Origin of the sequence: Salifodinibacter halophilus (assembly GCA_012999515.1) — a bacterium.
In the GTDB taxonomy this organism is placed as follows: Bacteria; Pseudomonadota; Gammaproteobacteria; order Nevskiales; family Salinisphaeraceae; genus Salifodinibacter; species Salifodinibacter halophilus.
In genome coordinates this window covers 1-315 of sequence record JABEEB010000114.1, presented here as the reverse complement: position 1 = coordinate 315, position 315 = coordinate 1, and the positions used below count along the sequence as shown (strand labels likewise).

Annotated in this window: 1 protein-coding gene; it reads right to left on the bottom strand. The window is 76.5% G+C overall.

Annotated features, from left to right (window positions below; translation table 11 throughout):
* On the bottom strand, positions 1 to 315 hold a 315-nt coding region (locus HKX41_10935; GenBank protein ID NNC24645.1), incomplete at both ends, for a DNA mismatch repair protein MutS.

Here is a 315-nt window from a genome sequence, read left to right as displayed (position 1 = left end):
GCGCGCCAGCACCGGCGGCTGCGGCACGATCGCCTCGGCCAGCAGGTGCGCGTGCGCGTCGTGCTCGCCGAGTTCGTCGGCCAGCGCGCTCAGGCGCGGCGCGTCGAGCGGGCGCAGCAGGCCGCGCACGTCCGGCAGCAGGCCCAGGCCGTCGCGCAGCGTCGACAGGTCGCGCGGGCGCGCGCTGCGTAGGGCGATGCGCGAGAGGATGCGTTCCAGGTCGCCGAGCGCACGGAAGCGTTCGCGCACGTCGTCGCCGGCGCGGCTTTCGATCAGCGTGGCAACCGCTTGGTGGCGATGGCGCAGCGCAGCGCG